We start from the raw sequence: 22,394 nt of genomic DNA on the forward strand, positions 1-22,394 counted from the left end.
GCCAGTACGCTATGCTATGCATCAGGGGGTCACAACCGTGAAGTCATCAAACAAGATCGTGCCCACGGCGCGGGTAGCGATCCCGGCTTTGCCAGCGGGCAAAGGATTGGCATCAACCGCTTCGAGCATGACTTCATCATTCATCCGAATCTGGATCGTATTGCCATCAACCTGCATGCTCAAGACATGCCACATGCGCTCATCAAACCCAATGTCCGTGACTTCGGCCAGGGGAACGGCCACGCCTCGCTCAACCCGCTCAAGCACCTGCCGAGGGGTATCGCGGAAACTGTTCTTGATAATGCGATAGCGATAGTAGGTTGCCGTCAGCGGATCATCGCCCTGATAACGGGCAATCAAGCCTGCCGTGCCATTGAGTTGGTCATAGAAGCTGACCTGAACGGTATAGTCGCGCCACGTCTCATCACCGATCAACGCTGCGGTGTGATGGATCGACGGGCTGAAAGCAGGCCCGGCCCGATTCTGCATCAATCGGCCCTCGGTGATCTGCCAGTTGGCCTGGTTATCCGAAAGCACAAATTCGAGATCAACCACTTCCCAGGCATCGAGAGCCTCGGGGGTATCAAAGTCCGCTTCGGTCAAGGTGACACTTGCCAGCGCCGGTACCGTGGTCGGATTCGGCCCGACGGTCGGCGTTGGCTCCTGGGGAGGATAGGTCAACAAGGGTTGCTGCTCTTGCGCGATGCCCTGAGGCACCTGCCAGAGCGCGACCGCCAGAGCACTTGCCACCAGAACGGCGACGATCGCCGTGATGATGGTTGGCATTCGGTATCGCTTCATAGATAGACTCTCCTTAATAACAGAACTTCTCCAATAGCAGCGAGCAGAGCACGCCGCTCGTTCAACGGAAGATCGCCCGACGATAGAGCGCAAGCAGATCGGTGGCAATCTCGGATGAACGAAAGGCCGTTGCAAGCACAACGGCATGACGACTGCACGTTTGCCAGGCCGCAGCATCCTGCAGCAAAGCCGTGATGGCCTCGGCAATCGCCGCACCGGAACGAGGCTCAACGGCGCGCCCGGTACCATACGCCGCCACATAGTCACTGACCCCAGTCGTACGGGTGACCACCGCCGGCGTCCCAACTGCCGCCGCTTCGACCACCACCCGGCTAAATGACTCAGCAACTGATGGTACCACAGTTAGCTCAGCCGCCGCCATGTAACTCATCGCTTCGTGGTGCGGCACGCCACCAACCAGATGGACATCACTGGTTACGCCATGCGCAAGCGCACGTTGACGCAAATAGGCCCCATAATCACCAAACTGCGGGGTCGTACGGTTTGGTCCCACGATAAGCAATTGCGGACGAAGACCCTGACGTTGCACGAGCGGCATGGCATCAACCAGGTACGCAATGCCCTTGAAGGGATGCAACCGGTTCATGCTGACAATGATGGGCCGGTCAGGATCGAGGTGATGGCGTTCGACGACCATCGCCCGACTCTGCTTGCGCAAACCGACGAGATCATCAGTCGGCGGAAAGCTGTCGGCAGTGATGTTATACGGAATCGAGGTCACCTTTTCGGGGTTGGCCCCGAGCTTGATCGCGAGCTTTTTGAGTTGCGGCGAATCAGCCCTGATGACAGCAGCGCGCTCGAAGATCCAGGGTAGCGCAGCACGCACAGCCCGAAAACGCCCATACCCGTAATCGAATTCAGGCTCGGCCATAATATCGGCCCCGGGCAAGGTAACTGCTAATGGTGGAGACTGACGGGGAGGCACAAGCGCGGCAACCAGGCCAAGGGGAAAGGCGGTCTCGATATGCACGAGGTGGTAGTGGCGCTCGGCCAGTAACTGACGATAGTGCCACCCTGCGCCAGCCAGATACGGGTAAGGGAGAAGACCGGCAACCAGACGGTTCGCCAGTTTCAGCGGAAGGCCAGCACTGACGGGCAAGCGGTGTACGGTAATACCCTCTTCGACGGTCGTTGTCCGTCGCGCAAGGCCCGCCGCCAGCGCAACAACCTCGGTCTCAACCCCGAAGCGACGCCACTCGGCGATAATTTCAGTATGAATGCGATTACCCATCGCAGCGCTCTCATAGCGCGGGATACAATACAAAACTCGCATGATGTCCCAGTGGCGCAGCATAGCGACCTGACGCAGAAGGCAGGATGATAGTACGATGCTACCATAATATAACGCTCGTGTGCGTAAAAAGTTCCCCCCAGGAACCTGATAGCTACCTGTTAGCGGCGGGCGGGGGCCAATACCTGGCAAAGAAGGCGGTTTTTTGACGCAAAGGCGCCGAGGCGCAGAGGGTTGATGCATCTCCAGACACAACTTTGCGCCTTTGCGGCAACCCGAGCGGGCATGCCAGAAGCCCATGCCGCACGCCCCACTGCGCCGTAGGGTCAACACATAGCCCGCCGCCTAGCAGGACTGATGCAGCTTCTGCCGTCGCCGTAATGGTCTTCCAGTACATAATCCGGTATGCGCGACACGGGCGAGACCTCACAGGTCTGCTAGACCTGTGAGGTCTGGTCTAAATGAAACCGCCAGCCCCTGTCTTTTCCAGGGACTGGCGGTAAAGTCCTCAAAAGAGCAGGCTTCGTCGGATCTTACTCTCAGCGAACGCTAAAAGGCACAGCAGCGGTAATGGTAGAGAAATTACCGTATGCGACCATCGAGTAATTTCCAGCCGCGAAACCAGTTGTGGTTAGATTGATGCTGATGGCACCATCCTTGTCTGCAGTGACCGTAGTTAGTGAGCGAACACTTCCATCAGGTAGATTATACCAGAGCGTAACTGGTTCACGAGGGCTAAAGACAGCACTGGTAAAGGTGTGGGTGCTACCCGCAGGGCCACTGGCCGGGTTCGCAATCATCGGGTAGGTACCATGAACGCTACTGCCACTACTCACCACGACTGGCAAATTAGCATTAGCACGTCCACCTTCAGATCGATCTTTCCAGGTCATGCTAGCACGACCCAGCAACGCGGCACCATCAGCACTCCCCTGGTTTACCAGGAAGCGTAGCGTGCCCGTGATCACATCGTTACCACTGCGCAATTCACCAGTCTGTAACGTGAGATTATCCGTCCCCACGGCGCTAACCCATCCAGTTGGACGCGAGAATTTTGCATCGAGCAACTGCCCAACTGCCGGATTGAAGGGCAGAGTAAGCACTGCATTGATCGCATGACCCTTGCCACGATTAGTCATGACCACATCAACCGTCACGATCTGACCACGTGCCGCACTGATGCTTGGCTGTGGCAAAACGGCAGCCGTCACAAAAGCGGGAGTTTGGGAAACTTCGACACTCCTACAGACAACAGAAGCGACGATCCCGACTAGTTCATCCGTAATGCTACCACCACTTGGGAACAAACGGGCACTTCCACCAGTTTGTGAGCCTGCATAATTGAAATGACGGGCAACTTCGCTATCGCTACGAAAATACAAACCTGCAATCCGCACACCCGCATCGCGTGCAGTTGCCAATGCTCCAGTAAATGTTAAATCATCAGCAGTGCCCGGCACACCGTCACGCCCAGGATCAGGTAGACCATCACCAAAGCCATCACCCCGTGAGTGAGGAATAGCGTCACCCATCAAAACAATCACCCGCCGCGCATCTTCACGCCAAACAACTTGGCTAGCCTCAAAGATAGCCCGTGCGTAGGACTCGGGAATATCACCTCCGCCGCTTCGTGCCGCGAAGACTCGCTCCAAATTCGGACGTAGAAAACTGATGTCAGTCACCGGGTTTGAATGCAAGATATACGGGACATCATCTGATGTTGCATAAATTGGATAATCAGCGAATGATGCAACACCAAAAGCAACATCGGGCACCAGGCCTTGCACACCACGTGCAATCCTTTCGGACTCATCAATGGCCGATCGAATATACGAATTCATGCTTGCTGTGTGATCAATAACAAACATGACATCAAGTCGAGCAAAATCAACCGAACAATCTCCCTGGGCGGCAACAGGCCGAGCGGCACCAGGGGCAAGGCTAACGAGCATGGCGACGAGCAAGGTCGCAAGGATTAGCAATAGACGGCGTGGCATAAGCTTCCCTCTCCCTTCGAGACATGTACACTTGCAGATAGATGCAGAGACACGAAAAGATCCTCAGGCTTGATCAAAACGGATACTATCGTGAGTAATTTAATCGTTCAATCACCCCCTTTGGGTCAGAAATCGGGCAATAAAACAAGGCGATATTCACAACTTAGGGTCTTGCAACCCTAACGGGTTTGGAAAAGCGTTTAGGTTGCTGTTCACGGCATAGCCGCGAACAGCAACCCAGCCGCTCACAAATGATCTAGAAGTGCTATTAGCATAAGATGCAAATAAAGCTAAAAAATTGACCGTCAATAAATTAATATAAAATACAAATACAAAGAAACTAAGATAGATTCTCTATGTCTCTGTAATACCGAATCGCGGCAGCTGTACGGTTGGGAACCCGCAACTTCTGACATATGCTGCGTACATAGTGCTTTACGGTTGAAGAAGACAACCCCATTTCATACGCAATTTCGCGATTTGTCTTGCCTTGAGCAATAAGTTTGATCACTTTGCACTCTTGACCGGTTAGAGGCTTTGCATCACGTGGCATGGCATAGCTCATTTGCAACCTTCAGGGCATGGCAGCCCATACAACAAAGCAATCTGCTGGCAAAGGTCATCAATGATACTAAACCTACATGTGTCGGAGTTTCCGACATTGGATCTCATACGGGGTCTCAATATGTGGGAGGTGATTCTTCGCACGACTATTCACACAACACCTAAGGCGCTTCTTTGACTAAATCTTAATCATCTTAAGATTTCAGAAATTAGACACATTAAGATCATGTAAAGTGCAAGCGGAAATGCAAACTTCACCTTGTTTAGATTAACATCAAATGCGAATAATTACCATACGACTTTTTGAACTAAGACAATAGTCCTATATGGCTATAGTACCGAATTGCAACTGTAGTACGGTTGGGGATCTGATGCTTCTGGTATAGGCCTCGTACGTAGTTAAAAACGCAGTGCCCGCCGTTGCGGCTCGCACCAACCGAAGACGCAATCGCCCTGCATCTCCACCAGGGCGATTGCATCTTCCGTGTATGCACCCCACCAGGGCACCCGCAAGGGGTGCCCGTACACCGGGCCGGGGGCCGAATCCGGTGTACGGGCACCCCTTGCGGGTGCCCCGTTGTATCCGCTTTCGTATGATGCAATCACCCTATAGCATAGCTCTTACCTTCTACCGCACAACCATGCTATACTCCTCTTATCAACCCGCAGCGAGGAGCCACCATGCATCGGATTATCCAGCATCATCACGACACCTCTATCTTTTGTTTGAGCATCAATCGACGCCGGATCCTTGGATGCGCCTGCGCTTGTTGAACTATATGTGTCGGATCTGGGACGAGTCGTTCAAAGCCGCGCCACAGCAAACGCAGTTGCGGCCCATCATCCCGATGGTCTTCTATCAGGGACGGCGAGCCTGGAGCTATTCAACCAACCTGGCCGATCTCTTTCCAGAGGTGCCAGGGTGGGACGCAACGTTGACGCCGCACGTGCGCCACTATCTGATTGACCAGTCGGGCATGCCGCCGAGCGCGGTGAAGGGCGGGCTCAAGGGGCAGATCACGCAACTGTTGCTGATGGCAGCGATGCGGGCGCAGGCGCAAGCGGTGCTGGCGGCGGCGATGCCGTTACTGGCCGAGTTGCTCGCCTCGGGGCGCGGCGAGACGCACCAGACCTTTTTTCTCTATCTGTTTGCGACCCAGGAACGTGCGGTCGTCATGGAACTGCTGGAGACGGTGGTGCAGCAACATACGCAGTTAGGAGGTGAGCTCATGACCTATGCCGAAGAACTCATTGAAGAAGGCTTGCAAAAAGGTGAGATCAAAGGTGAGATCAGAGGCGAACTCAAGGGCAAGGTTGAGTTAATCGAGCAGTTGCTTGCGGCAGGCACGACGTGGCAGGTGATCACGCAGGCCACGGGGCTGACCCCGACAACCTTTGCCGAGTTGAAAGCCGAGTTAGAACGTCTGATGGCAACCACGCCCTCCGCGCATCCTGCGCCCGACGTGGCGGAGCAAGGGTAGGATGGTTTTTTTGACGCAAAGGCGCGAAGGCGCGAAGGGTTGACCCACCTCCACACACACCTTTGCGCCTTTGCGCCTTTGCGTCAACCCGAGCGGGCAACCTTCTTTGCGCTGCCTCGCCCCTACCGCCGCACCCACATCCCCATGGCTCGTCCCGCCCGCGTTGTGATGCCATGCAATTCGTACTGCTCGTTCAAATCAAAGTCGGGTTGGAAATAGTAGTCCCAGAGGGCGGGGATGTAGGTGACGCGCCGCACGTTGAGCAGGTAGTCTGGGTCGCGTTTTTCATGCCCTGCGACCCCACTCCCCATGCCTTCGATCGCCAGACGCCCGATATGCAGATCCGTCAATCCGTGCATGTCAATGATGGTACGCTCGCTGTAAAAGGCGACCGCTCCGGCCCCTGCTGCCGCCATCGTCGCCGTTGGATCGTCTTGATCCGCGAGCCACCACCCGAGTTCGCGCCAGATCCAGACGCTTTCGTCAAGTCCTTGCATAATGATGTCGGTGTCGCTCCGCATCGTCCGCGTGACGGCCAGGCTCCCCGCGATCAGTAGGCTGATGATCAGGACGCTGGATACCATCCTGGGAGCGAGGGCGTCCCGCCCTCGGGGTGCGTTCGAGGGCGTCAGCACGCTGGCAACCCTGGGAGCGAGGGCGTCCCGCCCTCGGGGTGCGTTCGAGGGCGTCAGCACGCTGGGAGCGAGGGCGTCCCGCGCTCGGGGTGCGTTCGAGGGCGGGACGCCCTCGTTCCCAGGCGAAGGGTGAATACGTGCCACCGGCTGTAGGCGCATGATCTGGGCAAGGCCATCGGCAAGCAGGATCGCAAACCATGGCACCAGCGGGACAAAAAAGCGCTCGCCGCGGAAGTGATCGCCGCCGACCAAGATGATATAAATGGTGTAGATGACGACCACCAGTAGCATATAACTGCGCCACGATTTCAGCGCGTGCCGCAACCCCGTCACCCACGGCACCAGGATGATCAACAACAACGGGCCGCCCAGCGTGAGCGTGAACGCCCCGACATACGCCAGGCCACGCCAGATCTGTTCGCGCCCGCCGCCGGTTTTGGCATAGAAGGTGTTCGGCAGCAGATCGCCATAGTAGCTGAAACGCCAGAGCAGATAGGGCACAAAGAGCAGGGCAAACGCCCCGACAAGCGGCAGCACGGTTGCCACTACATAGGTGATGCGTTGTCCCCCTGCGCTCGCACGCCGAGGTAATCCTTCGCTCGCCTGCCCCGGTGCCTCTCGCTGTCGCCGCGAAGAAGAGAGACCAAACCGGCCATCTATGATCGCCTTGGCAAACAGATGCGCTGCCGTCAACGCAAAGACCATCGCGCCTTCGGGGCGTGTCAAGGCGGCCAGGCCAGCGATCAAGCCCGTCACTATGGCGGTGCGCAAGGTCACCTGTTCCGGCCAGAGATAGGCGCATGCGACGGCAAGCATCAGTACGGCAAAGAAGCCCGTCTCTAACCCCGAGCCGCGTCCCGTGTAGAGCAGAACGCTCTGGCTGGTAGCGACGATCAGTGCGGCAACAAGGCCCCACGGCGCTCCGATCAAGCGTGTTGTCAGCGCAAAGATCAGCAGCACCAGCACCACGCCAAGCACCACGCCAGCCAGGTGGCTCCAGATCACCAGATCCCCGCCGAGGCGCAAGCCAAGCGCCGCCAGCATTGTCCAGAGAAAATTGGTGTACCCTTCGACCCGTTCGCCAGGGTTATAGACCAGGCCATGCCCCTGCACGAGATTCTGCGCATAACGAAACGAGATGAAGGCATCATCCGAGAGCCACGGCGGCCAGATGCGCCCGCTCAAGACGACGATGAGCGTGAAGAAGCTCAGGAGCAACGTGTGGGCGAGGGGGGCAGGGGGGTGATGGGAAACAGGCATCAGGGCACGATCCGACAAAAACTCTCTCCCTGCAAGCGTGGAGGACTGTGCAAGCACCGCTGCAACGAAAACACTGATCAAGCCAATGGTGCCGAGGCCAATCAATGGTACCACCGGCGGTCGGGGCAAGGCGACGAGGGCGACGCTGGCGCTGGCGGCCAGCGTGATCAGCGCCAGCGTCGTTGGCGCTGGTACCCCCGCGAGCCGCAACGCCCCCCAGAGCAGCAGCAGGCCCAGGGCCGTTGCCATGGCTCCACGCAGATCAAACTGGGCCACCGGCATCAGGCGCAGATCGGTGAGCACAACCCCGAGCGGACGCGGATTTTCACCAGACGCCACAAACGTCGGCGTCTGCAAGGCCAACCAGAGTTCGGCCCCGTCGCCGCTACCCGGCCCGAGCAACATGCGATACGTGCGAAACTGGGCTTCGGGGGTGGCCTCGGCGACCGGACGACCACCGACGAGCATGGTAAAGGGCTGCGGTGCCTCGGGATGCTCGGCACGCAGGCGGATCGTGGCCAGGTAGGCCGGGGCGGCATAAAAAGCACCGCGCATCTGCAACAGCGGTGCCCCGGTGGTCCAACGATAGGTGTAGCCATCCGGGTGGACTTCAGGACCATAGACGCCATCAAGAAACGTCGGCCCGAGGTCAAGGTGGCCGCTGGCAACCGGCGCAAAGGTCGGCGGACGCAACCCGAGCCACAAGACCGCAAGTGCCGCCAGCACGATCAGGAGAAGCGGCAAGCTACGGATGAGCCGCCGCCAGCCTTGCGTTGTGCCGCGCTGCGTGGCCTGTGTAACGACCGAAAGCTGATCAGAAGGCATGGGCGAAACAGGCCCCATGATTATTTGCGCAGCGTAAACATCACATAGAGCGGATCGCTGCGATCAAAGCGTTCTTCGAGGGGATGCACAATCAAGGCCAGCAACAGATCTTTGAGCACAAAACGCCGCCAATAGCGCGTCAGGCGCGTCTCGTGATAGCGGCCATTGAGGATCGAGCGCCCGAAACCCTCAGGCGGACTGATCTTCAGTGCGCCAGGCGCAACATAGACCCGATGCAGATCGGCCTCGGTATAAAAGCGAAAAAACGAGCCGGCTTTCCCCTCCTGCACAAATGCATTCGGGCCAGCGGGAAGAAATTTCCTGATCCCCTTGAAGAAATCGGTGCGACCCTTGCTGGTATAGGGCAAGGTCAGCGCCGCCAGGCCACCAGGGGCGAGCACGCGCGCCAGTTCACGGCCAACGGCCTCATCATCGGGAATATGCTCGAGCGACGAGACCGCCGCAATGCGCTGGACACTTTCGTCGCGGATCGGCATCGCCGTCGCACTCGCCACAAGAGGAAAGAAGCGCCCATCGCCTCGACGTGCCGTGGCGCGTCGCTTGGCCAGTTGCCAACGCACCCGATCGGCATCAAGTTCGAGCACGATCACATCAACGCCCTCTTTCGCGAGCATGTGGGGATACGACGACGTGCCCGAGCCAAGGTCAAGCACAAGATCACCAGGCTGCACTTCGAGGGCCCGGGTGGCCCACGGATACTCAATCAAGCGCCAGAGGCTAAAATCATTGACGGTCTCACGCAGAATGCGCCAGCCGTTCAGGGCAATCTCGTAGGCAACTGTTCGCCACGCAGGCAAGCGCACCGCACGTCCTGGTTTTTTCACCGCTTGAGCCATCCGTTCCTCATTCAATCGCAATGCCCATCACCGCAATGCTCAATTGTCGCCCGGATTGGTCAGGCGAACTGTCCGCCGGGGCGTTTAAGTATACCACAGTCTCACCAGGCGGCAGGATAAGCCGCAGGTGCCGCACGCTCCGTTCACGGGCGACGTCGATGGTAAACGGAGGAGCGTCACCCACCTGGAGCGTCAGCGGGCGCACCTGGGCGAAGGCTTCGAGGTCAAGCGAAAGCCGTACAGGTCGCGAGGTCGCTTCGGGGTTGAGTAGAAAGAGTTGCGCAGTGGGTTCCATCCAGCGCCAGCGGGTTCCCCGGTCTTCTTCCAGATCACCCCAACCGCTGCCCAGATAGGCCAGGGGACGTTTCACCAGCGGCTCGGGCACCGGATAGAAGGTCAGTTCCGCATCCTGCACACCTGGATCGAGGCCCATTTCGTCAACCAGGTCACGCATAAAGGTCAGGGTTGTGCCCATCGAAGCGTGGTGAAAGACGACCGAATGGATCGTATAGGCGGCAAGCGTTTCACGGGCCAGTTCGGGCCAACCTGGGGTCAGGATATCGTCACGGTACACCTGACCAAAACGCAGTTCGCGCACGCCAGGCGCATAACGCCCAAGCGGATAGGGCGGCTCGCGCCCGATAAAGCCGCCCACAATCGGCCAGCGATGCGCGGTCTGAGACCAGAGATGTTCGCTATTCGAGACATTGAGATGCACCGGAATGGGCAGCAACCCGCCCGTGCCATCAGGCGGCGGCATCGTCAGATAGGCCTGGGGCATTGGGCGTTGAAAAAGCGGCAGCGAACCTGCCCAACCATCAATCAGCACCACGGCAACCAACAGACCAGCCGTCATCCACTGTGCCCCACGCCGACGCGCACGCCGCAAAAGGTGATAAGTACCCGCAGCCGCAAAGAGTGCCGTCGTCAAGATCGCGATCACAACAAAATGATTCGGGCGATGGCTCGAACGCACCCCCGGCAGATCCTCGATCAAAGCATAGGGGCCAGGAATCCCCGTGTGCCAGCCAAAGAGCATGATCTCCGGACCGAGCGCCATCGCCGACGCCAGCACCCCGAGCACCAACCAGCGCCACTGCGTACGCCATGTCGCCGCGACCCCAACCAGCGCCAGCGCTATCCCGACCAGCCCGAAGGCGACATTCCAGAGGATCTCGCCGGGATGGAGGCTGGTATAAAACGCCGTCACCGCCTCGCCCCAGAGCGGATGATTGGGATTAGCGAGCCAGAACGAGATCAGATCGGCCAGCGCGTGTTGCTCGGTACGCGTATCACCGAGCAACTCATCGCCCTCCTGGATCAAATGGAGCAAACGCGGCGTCATCAAGACAAACCAGAGCAGAATCGGCACCAGACCCCAGGCGAGCAGACGCAGATCAAGGAACCATCCCTTGATAGGCAAGCGCAGCTCAGCCGTTGAAGGCGACCCTGGCTCACGCGGTTGCAACGCCCAGAGACCAGCCAAGACACCGGCTGAAATCAGGGCAAAGAGGCCATAATACCAGGTACCCAGGCCAACCCAGAGCAACAGCAACCCACTGAGCAACGCCCAGAACCAGGTAGGTCTGGTCAAAAGCTTCAACGTCGCCAGCGCCCAGAGGGGCACCCACTGGATCGAAGCCACCTCGAGTTGCGCATCAAGCACCTTTTGCATATGAAACGGCGCAAAGGTATAGACCGCGCCTCCAACGAGCGCCGCATACGCAATCAGATGCAGGTGTGCAGGGTCAGGAAAGATCAGGCGCAGCGCCGTGCGGATCAAGAGAAAACTAAAATAGCCCCCCAGCACAAAACTGAGCAGGATCAACAGATTATAGGCCGGCAACGGGCCAGCCGTGAGCGTCACCGGCAACGCCAGCAGACCCTGGGGCAAACTAAGCGTCTGCCAAAAGATGTCGAGGCCCTGGGGATGAAAGAGCAGCGGCGTCACATACGGATTCTGCCCCGTCGTCAACGCCTCCGCCGTCCACCAGACATTCCAGATCCCCAGGTAGGCATCCACCTGACCAGGACCAGTTGCAATGACATGGGTCAGCGCATGTAACGGCATCGGCCAGAGCACAAAGAGGCTCAGAACAAGATAACAACCCAGCACAAGCAGATGGAGCTTTAGAGCTGAGACAACCTTCGGCACACACGACTCCCACCACGTACACGAATACAGCGCCGTATTATACCATTAGGGCCGAAGCACACGCCACCCACGCTTGAGCTCCACCACAGCCGGGACTGGCGCGTGCTTCCAGGGCGATTGCATCATACGAAACCGGATATAACAAGACGCCCTATCAGGGCACCCGCAAGGGGTGCCCCTACAGGCCGGCCGGGCCGTCGTGGTGGTGTGCGCGGCCCCGGCGCAACCCGGCGGGGGCCGGGTCCGGTGTACGGGCACCCCTTGCGGGTGCCCTGGCGGGTGCATACACGGAAGATGCATCAGCCCTGCCCATGCTTCGGCCTTACGTTGACGCCTCCCAGGGCGTGTGGTATACTCTGCGCACGGCGACATCGTTTATGAGGCAAAAGCACACCATGGCATCGATCTTCTCGCACCAGTTTCTGCGCATCCACAGCTCACCAGTGAGCAGTATGCGCCTGCGTCGAGACCGTCGTACCAACTTCCAGTCGGCTTTCTGCCCTGGCTAATTGTGCTTGTTGACCATTGGGGATCAGGCCAGCTTTGCTAGAGCGCAGGGCTGGCTCTTTTAATGTCCTGGAGACAGAAGCAACAAAGGGAGCGTACCATGGCAAAGGGTGAAGTCAAAAAGGTGGTTCTGGCCTATTCGGGCGGGCTCGATACGTCGGTGATTGTCCCCTGGCTCCGCGAGAATTATGGGTGTGAGGTCATCTGCTTTTGCGCCGACCTGGGCCAGGCCGATGAACTAGAGGGCCTTGAGGAGAAGGCGCTCGCGAGTGGGGCGAGCAAGTTGATTGTGCGCAACTTGCGTGAGGAGTTTATCCGCGACTATATTCTGCCGACGATGCAGGTTGGGGCCATCTACGAGCGCAAGTACCTACTCGGCACGTCGTTTGCGCGCCCGATCATCGCCAAGCATCAGGTCGAAGTTGCCGCGCTTGAGGGGGCCGATGCCGTGGCCCACGGGGCAACCGGCAAGGGCAACGACCAGGTGCGCTTTGAGTTGACCTATTTTGCGCTAAATCCCCATTTGAAGATTATCGCCCCCTGGCGCGAATGGACGATCCGCAGTCGCCAGGATGCGCTCGATTACGCGGCTGAGTATAATGTCCCCGTGACCGCAACCGCCGAGAAGATCTACAGCCGCGACCGCAACCTCTGGCACCTGAGTCACGAAGGCGGTGTGCTCGAAGATCCGTGGAACGAGCCCGAAGAGGATATGTTCCAGATGAGCGTCAGCCCGCAGGCGGCCCCGGATGAGCCCGAAGAATTGACGATCAGCTTTGTCCAGGGTGTGCCCGTGGCTGCCAATGGATCCCAGATGGGCCTTGTGGATCTGGTTGATTACCTCAATGTTGTCGGTGGCAAGCATGCGATCGGGCGGGTTGATCTGGTGGAAAACCGGCTCGTCGGCATGAAGAGCCACGGCGTCTACGAGACCCCCGGTGGTACAATCCTCTATACGGCCCACCGCGAACTCGAGAGCATAGTGCTCGACAAAGAGACGCTGCGCGCCAAGGATCGCATTGCGCTCGATTATGCCGATCTGGTCTACAATGGCCGCTGGTTTACCCCGGTGCGTGAAGCGTACGATGCGTTTGTCCAGACCACGCAGCGCACGATGACCGGCGATGTGCGGATGAAGCTCTATAAGGGCAACGTGATCGTCGTCGGACGGCGCTCACCCTTCTCGCTCTACAACGAAGACCTGGCGACCTTCGGTCCCGATATGGTCTACAATCAGAAGGATGCCGAAGCCTTCATCAAGCTCTATGGCCTCTCGATGAAGGTGCAAGCCTTGATGAAATAGGGTGGATGCTTGGGTGTTGCGTGGTGGCGGTTGCGCCGTCACCACGCAACACGCAAAAGAAAGTGGCGTATGACCAATCTCTATCTGATTCGTCACGGCGAAGCGTGGGCGAATGTGCAGCCAATTCTGGCCGGAATGCAGGGTGACAAAGGGCTGACCCCGCGGGGGGTCAAACAGGCCGAGCGGCTGCGTGACCGTCTGGCCCACGGCGAACTCCAGGCCGATGTGCTGATCGCCAGCACGCTGCCACGAGCCCGCCAGACAGCCGAAATAATCCAGCCAGCGCTGGGGGTGCCGATTATCCTGGATGATGAGGTGCAGGAATTGCGCCTCGGCGAAGTTGATGGTATGACCAACCAGGAAGCGTGGGCGATCTTTGGCCCGCCTGACTTTGAGCAGTATCCGCTGCGCCCAATCGCCCCGGGCGGCGAGAGTTGGGGCGGCTTTATGCTGCGGGTTGCCGAGGCCTTGACCAGAATTACCAGTGAACACGCAGGCAAATCGATTGTGCTTGTCTGTCATGGTGGCGTGATTGATGGGGCCTTCATGCATTTCTTCCAGATGCCCTCGAATGTCTTGCCACCAACCGATTTTCATACCCGCAATACGAGCCTGACCCACTGGGAACAGGTTCATCGGCGGGGGCGGCTGCTCTGGCGGTTGAATAGCTACAATGATATTGCCCATCTGCACGATATCGGCGCAACCGAATCGGTGCGCTGGGAAGATACGGATTTGCAAGCACCTGGTGGGCATCCGGCATCACCGGTACCAACCGAGTAGAGGAATAACGGACGGTCATGGATACATGGATCGAAGATGGTCACCCCACGTCGCCATTGGGCTGGCGGGCAGCAACCCACGACTGTGGCATCAAATATCGCAACCGTGATGATCTTGCCTTGCTGGTGAGCGAACGCGCATGTACAGCCGCCGCTGTCTTTACCACCAATCTGGTCAAGGCAGCGCCCGTACGCTATGACATGGAATTGATGACGCGCAACCCCACCGGGTTGCGGGCGCTCGTCGTCAATGCGGGCAATGCCAATGCCTGCACCGGCAGCGAGGGCGAGGTAGCAACATTGACCATGGCGCGTACGACCGAAGAAGCCCTGGGTTTGCCGGTTGATACGGCGTTTGTGATGTCAACGGGAACGATTGGCGTGCCAATGCCGATCGCCAAGGTTGTCACCGGGATTCAAGCCGCTGCACAGAAGCTTGATGCGGCCAAAGGGCCGGCGGCGGCACGGTCGATCATGACGACCGATACGCGCCCGAAACATGCCGCCCTACGCGTGGAGCTTCCTTCGGGGTATACAATTACCCTGGGCGGGATGGCGAAGGGGGCCGGCATGATCCATCCGAATATGGCAACCATGCTCAGTGTGGTTACAACCGATGCCGCTATCAGTCGTGAGGCGCTTGATACCGCGCTGCGCCAGGCCGTCGAGGTCAGTTTCAATAGCATTAGCATTGATGGCGATACGAGTACCAACGATACGTTGCTGGTGCTCGCGAATGGCGCGGTTGGCAATGCACCAATTACCGACCTCGCAAGCCCCGATGGGGCAGCGTTTCTCGCCGGACTGACGACGCTCTGCCAGTACCTGGCGCAGGCCGTGGTGCGCGATGGCGAGGGCGCAACCCGCTTTGTTACGATCACCGTGAGCGGTGCGGCCAGTGTCGCCGATGCACGCCTCGCGGCAATGACAATCGCCAAATCACCGCTGGTCAAAACGGCGCTCTATGGGGCTGATCCCAACTGGGGACGGGTGCTCTGTGCGATGGGCTATAGCGGGGCACACCTTGATCCCGAACGCGTTGTGTTGCACTTTGGTGGCATGCGTGTGCTCGAACGCGGCCTGCCGCTGCCCTTTGACGAAAAAGCTGCCAGCGACCTGCTCAATGTGCCCGAAGTGAGCATTGAGGCCAACCTTGGCCTCGGTGAGGGTGAGGCAACGGTCTGGACATGCGATTTCAGTCCGGAATATGTTGCCATTAACGCCGAGTATCGTACATGACCCGCCTTGATCTGGCGCGCGAGCTACTCCGCCGGATGTATACAACCTACGGTGATCAAATTGTGCTCGGTGGAAGCCTTGCGATCCCAGGCGAAGACGATCCCTGGTCAGGGTTGAAACTCTGGTTTGTGGTTGAGGATAGCCTGGTGTTCCGTGAACGCCATCTGCTTTTTCAAGAGGTGACTGTGGCGATGCTCGTAACCGAGCGTCGTCACCTTGAAGCCGAACTGGGTGGCCCCGGTTTGCAGTGGGCGACGATGATGGGGCGGCTCGATCAACTGCAACCACTCGTGGGCGACGCCGACCTTGTGGCCCAATGGCGCACCCTGGGGATGCGTCTTGACCACGAAGCCTTTTTGATCGGCGTCGCAACACATTTGCCCGCCCTGGTCTTTCAAGCGTATGGGCGGCTCCGTGCGGCGGCGGCACGCAACGATGAACTCGATGCAACGCTGGGAGCCAGGTGCATGATCGATGAGTTATGTCAAGCACTTTGTCTAATCAACCGACGCTGGGTGATCGTCGAAGGGTACCCGGCCATCGAGCAGAGTATGGCGTTTCCGGTGCAACCCGAAGGCTATGCGCACCTCGTCAACGCCCTGCTGACCGCACAGCAACTCAGTGACCTCGTACCCAGTGCCGGTGCCCTGATGTCCGCCTACTGGCGCTTGCTGGTCACACAGAATATGCATATTCAAAGGTATCAGAAAATAGAGCAGATCTAAGGACATACGCATGGAACACAAACTTTGGGGTGGACGGTTTGCCGAGCCGACGGCAGCGACAATGCGTCGCTTCAATGATTCGTTTCGCTTTGACCGCCGCCTGGCCGAGGTCGACATTGACGGGAGCATCGCATGGGCTGGAGCGCTGCTCGAAGCAGGCCTGATCAATCGCGAAGAGTACGAAGCGCTTTGTCAAGGCTTGGAACTGGTACGCCGTGAATTTGCCGATGGCAGCTTTGAAGCGATCGAAGGCGACGAAGATATTCACACCGCCGTCGAGCGTCGGCTCCACGAACTGGTGGGTGTTGTCGCGCTCAAGCTGCACACTGGGCGTTCGCGCAATGATCAGGTAGCCACCGATATGCGCCTCTTTGCGATCAGCGCGGGGCGGCAAATCGATCAGCGCCTGCTCGGGCTGCAACTCGCCCTGCTGACCCAGGCCGAAGCCCATGCCTCCACGCTGATGCCGGGCTATACGCACCTGCAACGGGCGCAACCAATCACCTTCGGGCACTGGTGCCTTGCGTATGTCGAAATGTTCGAGCGCGACCGTCAGCGCGTGCATGAAGCAACAGCGCGGGCACGCACGCTCCCGCTCGGTGCAGGCGCACTGGCGGGTAACAGCCTGGGCATCGAGCGCGAACGGCTGACCGAGGCCCTTGATGAGTTTGACGCGGTGGCTGGCAACTCGCTTGATGCCGTCTCGGATCGTGATTACGTGGCCGAACTGCTCTTCACCTTTGCCCTGACTGGCGTCCACCTCAGCCGTCTCGCCGAAGATCTGGTGCTCTACAGCAGCGCCGAGTTTGGTTTTGTCGAACTGGCCGACGCCTACAGCACCGGATCGAGTCTGATGCCCCAAAAGAAGAACCCGGATAGCATGGAACTGCTACGGGGCAAAAGCGGGCGGCTCATCGGCAATCTCGTCACGCTGCTCACCGTGCTCAAAGGGCTGCCGATGACCTACAACAAAGACATGCAAGAGGACAAAGAGCCCTTCTTTGACAGCCTGGACACGCTTGATCTGAGCCTTGAGGTCGCGGCGGCAGTCGTAGCGACGATGGAGGCCCGGCACGAGCGGATGCGGGCAGCGCTCGATGATGCGATGCTCGCGACTGACCTGGCGGATGACTTGGTGCGGCGCGGCGTGCCCTTCCGCGAGGCGCACGGCAAAGTAGGGCGCCTGGTACGGCGGGCGCTTGAACTGCACCTGCCGATGCGCGAATTGCCCCTGGTTGAATATCAGGCGGTGCAACCGGAACTTGACCATACCGTCTACAGTCTTTTTGATATGGCCCAGAGTGTCGCACGCAAAGATAGCCTGGGCGGCACCGCACCCGAACGCGTCCTTGAACAGTGTGCCCGCTGGCGCGATCTGCTTGATGAGTAAGGAGCAAGCCCAGTCATGACCAGTCCGTTGTATCAGCCACCGGTAACCTTGCCCAGCCTGAACGTAAGTTCTAAAGCCACCGTCATCATTCGGCGGGCGCGGGTCAGCGATATACCACGGTTATATGAGATGATCAACTACTACGCCTTGCGCGGCGATATGTTACCCAAAACGCTCGATCAACTCTACAATCGGGTACGTTCCTTCAACGTCGCCGAAGCCGACGGCGAAGTGGTCGGCTCGGCGGCACTCAATATCACCTGGGCGGACCTGGCGGAAGTGGTGAGCCTGACCGTGCATCCCGACTTCCAGGGGCGCGGACTGGGCCGTTATCTGGTCGAGCCGCTCTTTGACGAAGCCCGTGAACTGGGCATCCCGACGATCTTTGCACTCACCTTGCAAGTCGGCTTTTTCAGTCGTCTCGGCTTTCGCGAAGTGCCCAAGTTACGCCTGCCACACAAAATCTGGCAAGACTGCAACACCTGCTTCAAGCAAGATCGCTGCGACGAAGTAGCCATGGTGCGTGAGATCCCCATCGAGGGTGCGTAACAAGCCAGCGCTGTTGGCTTTTTACGCACCCTCGATGGGGCCTAGCCCAGGATACGAACTGGTTTGTAGCTCATCAAACGTAGGCACATCAACGATCCAGCCCGTGGGGGCAAGGATCTGACGCAAAAACTTGACCAGATCGGTTGTGTCTCGGGTCACCAATGGGCGAAGACTCGCGCCTTGCGGAGCCAACGCGGACGCGGGATCGTGAGGCCCACTCGAATGAACGTGGGGATCAAGTGAAGACTCATGATGAGTTGCATCAAGAAAGAGCATAGCGACAGGAATAGGGTTGGTAGAGGCATCCTGATGTAGCTGGTGAAGCAATGCCGCACGCGCAAACATCGCCAGGCGCATATCAAGCAGGATGAGATCAGGCAACAGAATGCGAGCAAGCTCTTCGCCCTGAGCCGGTGAACTTGCCATTTCAACATGGAGGCCGACATGGGCAAGGAGGGATGCGATCTGTTCAACCAGAGCAGCATCCTCGCTGACGCAAAGCACCAACTGTGTTTCGGTGGACACCTCAAGTGCAGATGAGGGAGCACTCCCTAAGGGGGTAATCGCCTGCAAGACGCGGGTGCGCAACATTTGAGCCACCTCGGGATCGAGCACCCGTGGCAAGGTCAGGGTAAACGTCGAGCCAACCCCGGGCTGACTCTTCACTGTCACCTCGCCGCCAAGCAGATACGCAAGGCGCTGACTCAGCGCCAGACCAAGCCCCGTCCCGCCATATTTACGGGTCGTCGAAGCATCGGCCTGCATAAAATCCTGGAAGAGCATGGGCATCTGGGTCGGACTAATGCCAATACCGGTATCATGCACCGCGAAACTGATCCGCTCAGAGGCGGAACCAGCCTCACCAGCGAGGACAGTAACCTCGAGGGTAACCGTACCCTGATGCGTAAACTTACAGGCATTGCTGAGCAGATTGAGCAAAATCTGGCGTAGTCGCATTTCATCGGTGATCATCGCACCCGCCCGTGGATGCAGAACCATACCGAGGGCATTCTGGTTCTGTTTGGCAAGAGGGCCTGCGGTATCAAGCACTGCCTCGATCAATTCAGACACATTCAACGGTTTTATCTCGACCTGCATGCGTCCAGCCTCGATCTTCGAGAGATCAAGCACATCATCGATCAGAGCCTGAAGCTGTTTGCCGGCACTCTTGATGCGGCCCAGATCATGCATCACTTCTGCCGGGGCCGTATCTTTAAACGAGCGGATCAAGAGTTCGGCATAGCCGATAATCGCAGTAAGCGGCGTACGCAACTCGTGGCTCATCGTGGCAAGGAACTGGCTCTTGGCGCGATTCGCCGCATCAGCGGCATCTCTAGCATCGCGGAGAGCATGCTCAATCTGTTTGCGCTGGGTAATATTGCGGACAATCGCCTGGGTCGCAACCGTATCACCATCACGAAATGGCAAGACCACCACCTCGGTCTCGATCACGGAACCATCAGAACGCAGCAGCATACGATCACGCAAAACGGGTGTGCCATCAGGCTGGGGCACAAGCTCGCCAAGCACAGGATCAACCGGCTGCCCGACGATTGGCTGAGGCGAACGCTGGCCCAGGAGTTGGCTTGCGGCTGGATTGGCATAGCGCACCGTCTGACCATCGTGGACAATGATGGCATCCGGCGACAACTCGGTCAACTGGCGATAGCGCTGGGCGCTCTCGCTGATGCGCTGTTGGGCCTGCCGCAAGCGTTCAAGCATCGCATTGATAGACGTAGCAAGCTGGGCAATTTCATCACGCCCCTTCACGGCAACCCGCGCCTCGGGCTGATCAGGTTGAACGGCTCCAACCTGGTCACGCAACGCAATCATGCGCCTCAAGACCGTACGCTCGAGCAACGCAAAGATGAGCAAGCCAAAAAGCATCCCGACCCCGACCAGCATCACCATATACTGGCGTGAAGCCTGCTGACCAAGTTGGTACACTTCGCGAGGCAACTCGACCGTCAGCAGCACACCCGATCCGCCATAGAGATCATCAAACTGGGTGGCCCCAATGATCGTTTGAGCATCGCGTGGATAGATCGCGACTGCCTCGCCAGCAGCAAGTCCAGCCATCAACGGGGCAAACTCATTGTGGATCGCAGGATCATCAAAGTGGGTAAGCGTAAAAGGCAGGCGCGTCAACTCAGCCAGGCGCGCAAGCTCAAGGCGATTGAGATCCCGCGCCATCAGCAACGTCCCGGCGGGCGGCCCCTCACCGAGACTGGTAAGAATCGGGTGAGCCGCGAGCAACCAGAGGCGCTCATCAAGGATCAGCAGGCCAGCAAGACCCTCTGCGAACTCGTCGTGCTGCAACAACGGTGCATTGGGGCCATCAAACCGACGCAACGCAGCAGGCGGATCAACCTGTTCACCCAATTCTAAATCAAAAGCATGTTCATAAACAATCTCGCCATCAATATTCACAAATGCAACATAGCCAATTTTATTATTCAGAAACGTTGCATCAACAAAATTATTTTCAATAAAGGTGGGATTAGGTTCACGGACAAACGCAAACGAGTCGTCCCAGACCGCATAATCACGGGTAAGGCGGGTCAGATCAGCGAGATCGTTATTAAGTGCATTGGTGACCTGATCAACGCGCATCGCGACCGTACGTTCCTCGACTTCAGCAAAACCCTGCCCAATAATCAAGCCTACCAGCCAGAGCAACGCGCCCAGCAACATCCCGAACAGCAGGAAGGTCGCCAGCAAAATGCGGAGGCGTAGGGACACAAGATTCATAAGGTAGACATTTCGTACTCAACACCATCCCAGGGCACTTCTGTACCCATTATACAGCGCTGATCTTACTAAACACACGCAAGATGGAACTCAGTAGTGTGTAACCTAAGTTTTCTGCTCTCGGTATTGGCTTCGACAAGCTCAACCAACGGCGGACCTCACATGCCTTGAAGACCTGTGAGGTCTGACGGGAGATCACCCTGTTGTTCGCGGCGCCACTGGCCTGCGGGCCATTTAGTACTCAGAGTGACAACCGAGCGGGAAACGTAGGTAACAGACGGCCTCATTCATCTACAGAATAAACGGCACCTAGTATAAGTTTTTGGGGAATCTTATGAAGCCGTTGCATATGCTTTGGATCGTTGTCGTTGCTGTTGTGCTCGTCGTATTGCCCGGGCGTGTTGCCGCTCAGGACAGCAGTTCGGTCAGCGGTATCATCACCTACAACGAACGCGTTGCGTTGCCCCCAACGCTGTGGTAACTTGCAGATTGCCCGCATTATCCCCGACCGACCCGCAGACGTGATGGAAACGCCACCAGTTGTGACCCTTCTTGTAGCCAGCGCATCGCGGCGACCATGCGGGCGGCCCTCGATGATCCGGCGCTTGTGCAGCGTGCCCCACTCGCTGAACTTGCGCTGAAGCCGGTGCCCAACAATCTGCCGGTGCCGCCAACACCGCTGCTTGGGCGCTCAACGGAACTGAGAGCGCTGCGCGCACTGCTGATGCGCCGCGCCCTACGTCGCGCCGATCCCGAAGCCAACCTGATCGTAACCCACCGCAGGCAAGGGTATGAGTTGGTGAGTTGAAGGCCAGCAAAGCTGGCCTTCAAGGGTACGTAACTTGAGTTTCAGAGATAAGAATGATTTGCTGAGAATGCAACTCACGTAAAATAAGCGAAAGCTCATCTTGAGATAGAGTCTTTCGAAACAAAGAGTTTATCGTACTAAGCAAAGCCTCAACCGTTTTAGGGCGTGCATTTCCTCTGTTTTGAAGGTCTTTTTTGACCATAGTTGACCTTCATATTACCTCCTTAGACACAGCAGTTATTCAGCTTCTGTAAATAACATACACGATTGGCATTACCAGAGCGTAGCAATCGTGCAGAAGCCAAACATGTAACACTCTCATACGACAACAAGAATTCGCATGCGTCTCCATGAGAGTAACCTTCACATATCACCCTGAGTACCAAGTGGCCCACGGGCCAGTGGTGTGGAGAGAAACCGTGCCGGTGCGTAGCCTGCCCTGTCACCCCGAACGGAGCGAGATACGGTAATGTTTGTCAAGTCCCTCCTCTTCGCCAACCCGCCGACCGGGCC

At 57.9% G+C, this 22,394-nt stretch carries 17 protein-coding genes; 9 read left to right on the forward strand and 8 right to left on the reverse strand.

Features of this window, described 5'->3' with window-relative positions; translation table 11 throughout:
• Positions 1-21 precede the first annotated feature (21 nt).
• From EYB53_RS18215 to EYB53_RS26655, 4 genes are all read right to left on the reverse strand, one after another.
• Complete coding sequence (locus EYB53_RS18215; protein ID WP_135479824.1) at positions 22-801, reverse strand: 3-keto-alpha-glucoside-1,2-lyase-like domain-containing protein; 780 nt, start codon at positions 799-801, stop codon at positions 22-24.
• 61 nt (positions 802-862) lie between these two features.
• Positions 863-2,053, reverse strand: a complete 1,191-nt coding sequence (locus EYB53_RS18220) for a glycosyltransferase family 4 protein (RefSeq protein ID WP_254151128.1) — start codon at positions 2,051-2,053, stop codon at positions 863-865.
• A 539-nt stretch (positions 2,054-2,592) separates the two neighbouring features.
• Entirely contained in the window at positions 2,593-4,050 is a 1,458-nt protein-coding gene (locus tag EYB53_RS18225) for a vWA domain-containing protein (protein ID WP_135479826.1), read from the reverse strand.
• Positions 4,051-4,390: 340 nt separating this feature from the next.
• Positions 4,391-4,615 (reverse strand): response regulator transcription factor, encoded by a 225-nt coding sequence (locus tag EYB53_RS26655; protein WP_135479827.1) that lies wholly within the window; start codon positions 4,613-4,615, stop codon positions 4,391-4,393.
• A 640-nt stretch (positions 4,616-5,255) separates the two neighbouring features.
• Between EYB53_RS26655 and EYB53_RS18235 the strand changes: the two genes are divergently transcribed.
• Complete coding sequence (locus EYB53_RS18235; protein ID WP_256439724.1) at positions 5,256-6,095, forward strand: Rpn family recombination-promoting nuclease/putative transposase; 840 nt, start codon at positions 5,256-5,258, stop codon at positions 6,093-6,095.
• 122 nt (positions 6,096-6,217) lie between these two features.
• Here EYB53_RS18235 and EYB53_RS18240 read toward each other — a convergent pair whose 3' ends face one another.
• The 3 genes from EYB53_RS18240 to EYB53_RS18250 are packed head-to-tail and all read right to left on the reverse strand — an operon-like array spanning position 6,218 to position 11,827.
• Entirely contained in the window at positions 6,218-8,815 is a 2,598-nt protein-coding gene (locus EYB53_RS18240; protein WP_167857469.1) for a DUF8728 domain-containing protein, read from the reverse strand.
• Positions 8,816-8,835: 20 nt separating this feature from the next.
• Complete coding sequence (locus EYB53_RS18245; protein WP_135479830.1) at positions 8,836-9,672, reverse strand: class I SAM-dependent methyltransferase; 837 nt, start codon at positions 9,670-9,672, stop codon at positions 8,836-8,838.
• Positions 9,673-9,679: 7 nt separating this feature from the next.
• Complete coding sequence (locus tag EYB53_RS18250; RefSeq protein WP_135479831.1) at positions 9,680-11,827, reverse strand: hypothetical protein; 2,148 nt, start codon at positions 11,825-11,827, stop codon at positions 9,680-9,682.
• 607 nt (positions 11,828-12,434) lie between these two features.
• Between EYB53_RS18250 and EYB53_RS18255 the strand changes: the two genes are divergently transcribed.
• The 6 genes from EYB53_RS18255 (at position 12,435) to EYB53_RS18280 (ending at position 18,322) form a co-directional block, all read left to right on the forward strand.
• Positions 12,435-13,637, forward strand: a complete 1,203-nt coding sequence (locus tag EYB53_RS18255; RefSeq protein WP_135479832.1) for an argininosuccinate synthase — start codon at positions 12,435-12,437, stop codon at positions 13,635-13,637.
• A gap of 69 nt (positions 13,638-13,706) precedes the next feature.
• Positions 13,707-14,420, forward strand: coding sequence for a histidine phosphatase family protein (locus EYB53_RS18260; protein ID WP_135479833.1), 714 nt, complete (start codon positions 13,707-13,709; stop codon positions 14,418-14,420).
• A 17-nt stretch (positions 14,421-14,437) separates the two neighbouring features.
• Positions 14,438-15,658 carry a bifunctional glutamate N-acetyltransferase/amino-acid acetyltransferase ArgJ gene (gene argJ / locus EYB53_RS18265; RefSeq protein WP_135479834.1) on the forward strand — a complete coding sequence of 407 codons (1,221 nt, stop codon included), beginning with the start codon at positions 14,438-14,440 and terminating at the stop codon, positions 15,656-15,658.
• A complete protein-coding gene (locus EYB53_RS18270; RefSeq protein WP_135479835.1) occupies positions 15,655-16,383 on the forward strand; it encodes a hypothetical protein in 729 nt (242 codons plus the stop codon). The genes argJ and EYB53_RS18270 overlap by 4 nt, the downstream gene beginning before the upstream one ends.
• A gap of 10 nt (positions 16,384-16,393) precedes the next feature.
• On the forward strand, positions 16,394-17,773 hold the full coding sequence (gene argH, locus EYB53_RS18275; RefSeq protein ID WP_135479836.1) for an argininosuccinate lyase: 1,380 nt from the start codon (positions 16,394-16,396) through the stop codon (positions 17,771-17,773).
• Between the two features lie 15 nt (positions 17,774-17,788).
• A complete protein-coding gene (locus tag EYB53_RS18280; protein ID WP_135479837.1) occupies positions 17,789-18,322 on the forward strand; it encodes an N-acetyltransferase in 534 nt (177 codons plus the stop codon).
• A gap of 21 nt (positions 18,323-18,343) precedes the next feature.
• Here the strand turns inward: EYB53_RS18280 and EYB53_RS18285 are convergent, their stop codons facing one another.
• Positions 18,344-21,073, reverse strand: a complete 2,730-nt coding sequence (locus EYB53_RS18285) for a CHASE4 domain-containing protein (RefSeq protein ID WP_135479838.1) — start codon at positions 21,071-21,073, stop codon at positions 18,344-18,346.
• Between the two features lie 349 nt (positions 21,074-21,422).
• Between EYB53_RS18285 and EYB53_RS25340 the strand changes: the two genes are divergently transcribed.
• Both EYB53_RS25340 and EYB53_RS18290 read left to right on the forward strand, forming a co-directional pair.
• Positions 21,423-21,554, forward strand: a complete 132-nt coding sequence (locus tag EYB53_RS25340; RefSeq protein WP_216863682.1) for a YbaY family lipoprotein — start codon at positions 21,423-21,425, stop codon at positions 21,552-21,554.
• Between the two features lie 96 nt (positions 21,555-21,650).
• Positions 21,651-21,881 (forward strand): hypothetical protein, encoded by a 231-nt coding sequence (locus EYB53_RS18290; RefSeq protein WP_135479839.1) that lies wholly within the window; start codon positions 21,651-21,653, stop codon positions 21,879-21,881.
• Positions 21,882-22,394 lie beyond the last annotated feature (513 nt).

Origin of the sequence: Candidatus Chloroploca mongolica (assembly GCF_004762035.2) — a bacterium.
Classification (GTDB): domain Bacteria; phylum Chloroflexota; class Chloroflexia; order Chloroflexales; family Chloroflexaceae; genus Chloroploca; species Chloroploca mongolica.